General features: G+C 72.7%; 5 protein-coding genes. 4 read left to right on the plus strand and 1 reads right to left on the minus strand.

Translation table 11 applies throughout. From position 1 onward, the window contains the following. The 4 genes from mtnA to scpA form a co-directional block, all read left to right on the plus strand. Positions 1-870: S-methyl-5-thioribose-1-phosphate isomerase (gene mtnA, locus ACWDX9_RS56970; RefSeq protein WP_449971406.1), on the plus strand; the 870-nt coding region annotated here is incomplete at its 5' end. 81 nt (positions 871-951) lie between these two features. Next, on the plus strand, positions 952-2655 hold the full coding sequence (locus ACWDX9_RS56975; protein ID WP_449971408.1) for a peptidoglycan-binding protein: 1704 nt from the start codon (positions 952-954) through the stop codon (positions 2653-2655). Positions 2656-2782: 127 nt separating this feature from the next. Beyond that, positions 2783-4513: a methylmalonyl-CoA mutase family protein gene (locus ACWDX9_RS56980; protein ID WP_449971410.1), complete on the plus strand. Its 1731-nt coding sequence runs from the start codon at positions 2783-2785 to the stop codon at positions 4511-4513. Further along, positions 4510-6657 carry a methylmalonyl-CoA mutase gene (scpA, locus tag ACWDX9_RS56985; RefSeq protein ID WP_449971412.1) on the plus strand — a complete coding sequence of 716 codons (2148 nt, stop codon included), beginning with the start codon at positions 4510-4512 and terminating at the stop codon, positions 6655-6657. The genes ACWDX9_RS56980 and scpA overlap by 4 nt, the downstream gene beginning before the upstream one ends. On the opposite strand, the gene ACWDX9_RS56990 is transcribed toward scpA, so the two are convergent. Then, on the minus strand, positions 6651-7208 hold a 558-nt coding region (locus ACWDX9_RS56990; protein WP_449971415.1), incomplete at its 5' end, for a hypothetical protein. The two genes, scpA and ACWDX9_RS56990, sit on opposite strands and share 7 nt — an antisense overlap.

The raw sequence follows: 7208 nt of genomic DNA on the forward strand, positions 1-7208 counted from the left end.
CTGGCCCGCGCCGCCGACGCCGGACGCCACGACGTGCTGACCGAACTCGACCCCGCCTCCGTCCGGCCCTCCGTGGACCTGCTGACCTCCGTGCTCGGCGTGGTGCTGGCCGACGGCGACCCCGCGCAGATCGCCAGGCTCCGCACCGCCCGGCCCACCGCCGTCAACCTCGCGTGGGGCGTCGACCGGGCCGCCGCCCACCTGCGGGAAGGCCACGCGTCCGTGCTCGCGGCCGCGCTGCGCGTGCGCGACGACGACATCGCCGCCTGCGTGGCCATGGGGGAGCGCGGGGCCGACCTGCTCGAAGGCGACCGGCTGCGGATCATGACCGTGTGCAACACCGGCGGGCTGGCCGCCGTCGAACGCGGCACCGCGCTCGGCGTCGTGCAGACGCTCCACGAGCGCGGGCGGCTGACCGAGGTGCTCGCGCTGGAGACCCGCCCGCTGCTGCAGGGCGCCCGGCTCACCACCTGGGAGCTGGCCAGGATGGGGGCGCCGCACCGGCTCATCGCCGACTCGGCGGGGCCGTACCTGCTGGCCAAGGGCGAGGTGGACGCGGTGCTCATCGGCGCCGACCGCATCGCCGCCAACGGCGACACCGCCAACAAGATCGGCTCGTACGCCCTCGCGCTCGGCGCCGAGCGCGCCGGGGTGCCGTTCGTGGTGGTCGCGCCCGAGTCCACGATCGACCAGAACACCCCCACCGGCGAGCACATCGAGATCGAGGACAGAGGGGCGGACGAGGTCGTGACGGTCAGAGGTGTACGCGTGGCGCCTGAGGGCACCCAGGCGTTGAACCCGGCCTTCGACGTGACGCCGCACGATCTCATCACCGCGATCGTGACGGACAGACGGGTGATCAGACCCTAGGTAAAATCACCCAACTTCAGGACCCGTCCGCATGCCCCGCGTTACGCTCGGTGGTCTCGACAGCGACTCTCGGAGCTCACCGTGGCCATCGACCTGGTGTTACGCAAAGACTGGAACGCCCGCTCGCCGCGCGGCGACTACACGCAGCTCGACTCCACCAAGGGAGTGAAGGTCCACTACACGGGCGGCAGGGTCGACCCCGGCATCGTCTCCGACCACAGCGGGTGCGTCTCGCTGGTGCGGTCGATCCAGGCGTTCCACATGGACGACAACGGCTGGATCGACATCGGCTACTGCGTCGACGAGGAGACCGAGCTCCTCACCCGGCAGGGCTGGAAGTCGTACCGGGACCTGCGCGCGGGCGACGTCGCGCTCACGCTCGACCACGACACGGGCATGTCCGAGTGGCAGCCCGTGCTCGAGGTGTGCGTGTTCCCCGCGATGGAGCGGGAGATGATCCGGATGGAGGGGCCCGCCCACTCCTCCCTGACCACCCCCCATCACCGCTGGCCCGTGGAGCGCCAGACGGGGGAGGACACGCGGCGCCTGTGGGTGACCACCGAGACCATCGGTCACCGGGACCGCATCCCCGTCGCGGCGCCCTGCGCCGACCTGCCGGCCGAGGCGAAGTGGTCGGACGCCTTCGTGGAGCTGGTCGCGTGGTTCGCGGCCGAGGGTGAGTCGAGCGCGAGCGGGGTCGCGATCCACCGGTCGCGGCGGGATCCGGCGCATCTCATGCGCGTCCGCGCCGCGCTCCACGGGGTCTTCGGCCCTCCCGCCGCGGGCGCGTCCCGCTGGAGGGAGACGGTCAGGGACGATCTCGTCGAGTTCCGGCTCCCGGCCGACGCCGGACGGCAGCTGGTCGAGGTGGCGCCCGGCAGGGTGCCGGGGTACGCATTCCTCCTGTCGCTGACCCGGGCCCAGCTCTCCCTGTTCCTGGAGACCTCCCTGACGGCGGGCGACGCCGGGCGCGACAGGCTCGCCCGCGGGGACCGGGCGGCGGCGGAGGCGTTCATGTTCGCCGCGCTGCTGTCGGGGTCGGGAGCGGCCATGAGCCGCCTGCCGGAGACGGGCATGTGGCTGACCACGATCCGGCGCCGGCACTCCGTCATGCCCCGGCCGGCCCTGAGGATCCGGAGGGAGACCTACCGCGGCCGGATCTGGTGTCCCCGGACCGAGAACCAGAGCTGGCTGGCCCGCCGGGAGGGGACCGTCTACTTCACCGGCAACACCATGGTCGCCTGCCCGCACCGCAAGGTGTTCGAGGGGCGGGGCCCGCACCACCTGCCCGCCGCCAACGGCCCGGGGCTCAACGCCGGCCACTACGCGGTGCTGGGGCTCGTCGGCAACGCGGGGCTCGTCCAGCCGCCCGACGGGGTGCTGCACGCGATCCTGGACGCCGTCCAGTACCTGCGCGACAAGGGCCGCGCGGGCAAGGAGATCAAGGGACACCGCGACGGCTACTCGACCGACTGCCCCGGCGACCCGCTCTACGACTGGATCCGGCGGGGCGCGCCCCGGCCGGGCGGGACCCCGCCCACGGAGCCGGCCGCGCCGCCGTTCCCCGGGCGGCTGCTGACGTATCCGCCGGTCATGCACGGCGAGGACGTGCGCACCTGGCAGGCGCAGATGAAGAAGCGCGGCTTCGACCTGGCCGTGGACGGGGCGTACGGCTCCGGGTCGCGCGAGGCGTGCCGCAGGTTCCAGCGGCGGCAGGGCCTCGAGGACGACGGCGTCGTGGGCCCCCTGACGTGGCGGCTGACGTGGGAGGCGCCCGCGTCCTGAATCTGGGCCCTGAATCTGCGTCCTGAATCTGGGCCCTGAATCTGGGGTGGACCGGGGTCGGCGACACACCGAGCCTGGGGTGGACCCGGGGTTACCGCACCTTCGGAGCTCCGCCTAGTATCCGACCATGGAACTGGCCACGGGGTTCGAGTCCATCTCGCGAGACGGCTGGCGGGCGCTGGCGGTCGAGGTCCTCCGCAAGTCGGGCATCGAGACGGAGGCGCCGGAGGAGGCGCTGTCCACCGCCACCTATGACGGGGTGACGGTCGCGCCGCTCTACGACCTGGACGACCTGCCCGGCGATCCGGGGTTGCCCGGCGAGGCGCCGTACGTGCGCGGGGCCCGCGGCACCCCCGGCTGGGACGTGCGCCAGCGGCACGCCGTGGCCGACCCCGAGGCGGTGCTGGCCGACCTGGAGAACGGGGTCACCTCGCTGTGGCTCGTCGTCGGGGACGGCGCCATCCCGGTGGACGCGCTGGGCGCCGTGATCGAGGACGTCTACCTCGACCTGGCGCCGGTCGTGCTGGAGGCCGGGGACCGGGTACGCGAGGCCGCCGAGGTCCTGTTCGGGCGCGGGAGCGCCGTGCGGGGCAACCTGGGCGCCTCCGCCGATGAAGGTCCGGGGCTGGAGCTGGCCAGGCGCTGCGCCGACGGGTTCCCGGGGCTCAGGGCCGTCACCGTCGACGCCACCCCGTACCACGACGCGGGCGGCAGCGACGCCGAGGAGCTGGGCTGCTCGATCGCCCGGGGAGTCGCCGAGCTGCGGGCGCTCACGGACGGCGGGCTCTCAGTCGAGCAAGCGCTAGGGCAGATCGAGTTCCGGTACGCCGCCACCGCCGACCAGTTCGCCACCATCGCCAAGCTGCGCGCGGCCCGCCGGTTGTGGGCCAGGGTCGCCGAGGTGTGTGGCGCCGCCGGGCACGGCGGCCAGCGGCAGCACGCGGTGACCAGCTCGGCCATGATGACCGCCCGCGATCCTTGGGTGAACATGCTGCGCACCACCCTGGCCTGCTTCGCCGCCGGCGTCGGCGGCGCGGAGGCGGTCACGGTGCAGCCGTTCGACGCCTGCCTCGGGCTGCCGGACGCCTTCTCGCGGCGCATCGCCCGCAACACGCAGGCGCTGCTGCTGGAGGAGTCGGGCCTCGGACGCGTCATCGACCCCGCCGGCGGCTCCTGGTACGTCGAGCGCCGCACCGCCGACCTCGCCGAACGCGCGTGGGCCTGGTTCCAGGAGATCGAGGCGGCCGGCGGGATCACCCGGGCCGCCGGGCTCGTGGCGGACCGGATCGCCGCCACCCGCGCCCGCCGCGCCGACGACGTCGCCCACCGCCGCCTGCCCATCACGGGCGTGAGCGAGTTCCCGAACGTGCACGAGAAGCCGGTACGACCGCCCACGCCCGCGCAGGCCGCCTCCGAGACGGGCGGCCTGCCCCGGGTCCGCTACGCCGAGGAGTTCGAGGCCCTGCGCGACCTGGCCGACGCGCGGCCCGAGCGGCCCACGGTGTTCCTCGCCACGATCGGGCCCGTGGCCGCCCACACCGCGCGGGCCGCGTTCGCCGCCAACCTCTTCCAGGCGGGCGGGCTGGACACCGAGACCGCCGGTCCCGGGGCCGATCCCGAGCAGATCGCCACCGCGTTCGCCGTGAGCGGCGCCTCCGTCGCCTGCCTGTGCTCGACCGACAAGCTCTACGCCCAGCACGCCGCCGCCGTCGCCACCGCACTGCGCAAGGCCGGTGCGAGGAAAGTCTGGCTGGCGGGGAAGGGGGAGTACGAAGGCGTGGACGGAAACCTCTACGCGGGCTGCGACGCGCTGGCCGTGCTCCGCGAGACCTTCGATGACCTGGAGGTGACCCGATGATCCCGGACTTCTCCGGCATCCCGCTCAACGCCCTGCCCAAGGACGGGCCGCAGGCGCCGAAGCACGCCGGTGAGGTGTGGGAGACGCCGGAGGGCATCGGGGTCAAGCCGCTCTACACGGCCCACGACCTCGAGGGCATCGACTTCCTGCGCACCTACCCGGGCGTGGCCCCCTACCTGCGCGGCCCGTACCCCACCATGTACGTCAACCAGCCCTGGACCATCCGCCAGTACGCGGGCTTCTCCACGGCCGAGGACTCCAACGCCTTCTACCGGCGCAACCTCGCCGCCGGGCAGAAGGGCCTGTCGGTGGCCTTCGACCTGGCCACGCACCGGGGCTACGACTCCGACCACCCGCGCGTGGCCGGCGACGTGGGCATGGCCGGGGTGGCGATCGACTCCATCTACGACATGCGGCAGCTGTTCGACGGCATCCCGCTCGACCGCATGTCCGTGTCGATGACCATGAACGGCGCCGTGCTGCCCGTCCTCGCGCTCTACATCGTGGCGGCCGAGGAGCAGGGGGTCGCGCCGGAGCAGCTCGCGGGGACCATCCAGAACGACATCCTCAAAGAGTTCATGGTCCGCAACACCTACATTTATCCCCCGACGCCGTCGATGCGGATTATTTCGGATATTTTCGCTTATACGAGCGAGAAGATGCCGAAATTCAACTCCATCAGCATTTCCGGTTACCACATCCAGGAGGCCGGGGCGACGTGCGACCTGGAGCTGGCCTACACGCTGGCCGACGGCGTCGAATACCTGCGGGCCGGGGTCGACGCCGGGATGGATGTCGACCGGTTCGCGCCACGGCTGTCGTTCTTCTGGTGCATCGGCATGAACTTCTTCATGGAGGTCGCCAAGCTCAGGGCCGCCCGGCTGCTGTGGGCCAACCTGGTTTCTGGATTTAACGCGAAAAATCCGAAATCGCTGAGCCTCCGTACCCACTCCCAGACCTCCGGCTGGTCGCTGACCGCGCAGGACGTCTTCAACAACGTGGCCCGCACCTGCGTCGAGGCCATGGCCGCCACCCAGGGCCACACGCAGTCCCTGCACACCAACGCCCTCGACGAGGCGCTCGCGCTGCCCACCGACTTCTCCGCCCGCATCGCCCGCAACACCCAGCTGCTCATCCAGCAGGAGTCGGGCACCACCAAGGTGATCGACCCGTGGGGCGGCTCCTACTACGTCGAGCGCCTCACCCACGACCTCGCCGAACGCGCCTGGGCCCACATCCAGGAGGTCGAGGCCGCCGGCGGCATGGCCAGGGCCATCGAGGCGGGCCTGCCCAAGCTCCGCATCGAGGAGGCGGCCGCCCGTACGCAGGCCCGCATCGACTCGGGCCGCCAGCCCGTGATCGGCGTCAACAAGTACCGCGCCGAGAGCGACGAGGCCGTCGAGGTGCTCAAGGTCGACAACAGCGCCGTACGCGCCCAGCAGCTCGACAAGCTGGCCCGGCTCAGGGCCGAACGCGACCCCGGCGCCGTGCAGCGCGCGCTCGACGCGCTCACCAAGGCCGCCGACAACCCCGCGCCTGGCCTGGAGCACAACCTGCTCAAGCTGGCCGTGGACGCCGCCCGGGCCAAGGCGACCGTGGGCGAGATCTCCGACGCCCTGGAGCGGGTGTTCGGCCGGCACGCCGAGCAGGTACGTACCATCTCTGGGGTGTATCGCGACGAGTCAGGCCCCTCCGCCAACATCGAGCGCGTCCGCCGGGCGTGCGCCGACTTCGAGCGGGCCGAGGGCCGCCGCCCGCGCATCCTGGTGGCCAAGATGGGCCAGGACGGGCACGACCGCGGCCAGAAGGTGATCGCCACCGCGTTCGCCGACCTCGGCTTCGACGTGGACGTCGGCCCGCTGTTCCAGACGCCGGAGGAGGTCGCCAGGCAGGCGGTCGAGGCCGACGTGCACATCGTGGGCGTGTCGTCGCTGGCCGCCGGGCACCTGACGCTGGTGCCCGCGCTGCGCCGGGCGCTGGCCGGCCTCGACGCCGCCGACGTCATGATCGTGGTCGGCGGCGTCATCCCGCCCGGCGACCACGACGAGCTGCGGGCCGCGGGCGCCGCCGCGATCTTCCCGCCCGGCACGGTGATCGCCGACGCCGCCCTCGACCTGCTCGACCAGCTGAGGAACCGTCAGTAGGTTCCCCGGTCGCACATCGTGACGGAGATCGTCCGCTGGGTGGCGACCGGGGACGTGATCCGGAGCGTGACGCGATGGACGCCGCCCGTGCTCTTGAGGCTCTGCGGCGAGGTCAGGAAGCGCTGGCCGTTCTCGGTGACGAGCGCCGACGAGCGGCCCACGGCGACGTTGTCGATGTACCAGGTGTAGCGGAAGGTCAGCGGCCCGCCCGTGCGCTGCACCATCGCCTGGAGCGTGACCTCGCCGCCGGTCCAGCAGTCGCCGTTCTTGGCGCCGCCCGGGCGGACGTAGACGAGCCTGAGCCGGCCGGCGGCGGGCGTGGCACTCGCGGTCGGGTCCCCGGTCGGATCGGCCGTCGATCCCGCCGTCGGGACGTTGCTCGGGGTGCCGACGGTCTGCGGGCTGGGCCTGGGGGTACGCGAGCGTCTCGGGCGCGTCGTGGGCGTGGTCGCCGCCTCGGTCGTTGGCGCGGTGGTCACGTCGGAGACGTTCTTGGCCTTGGGGGTGGGCGTGGTGGGGGTGAGCCACATGATGGCGCCGGCCAGCGCCAG

It is taken from the genome of Nonomuraea sp. NPDC003201 (assembly GCF_053590415.1).

Bases quoted from the DNA above. Each gene is read 5' to 3' on its own strand.
- ACWDX9_RS56980 (WP_449971410.1), top strand. From the start codon at position 2,783: ATGGAACTGGCCACGGGGTTCGAGTCCATCTCGCGAGACGGCTGGCGG.
- scpA (WP_449971412.1), top strand. From the start codon at position 4,510: ATGATCCCGGACTTCTCCGGCATCCCGCTCAACGCCCTGCCCAAGGAC.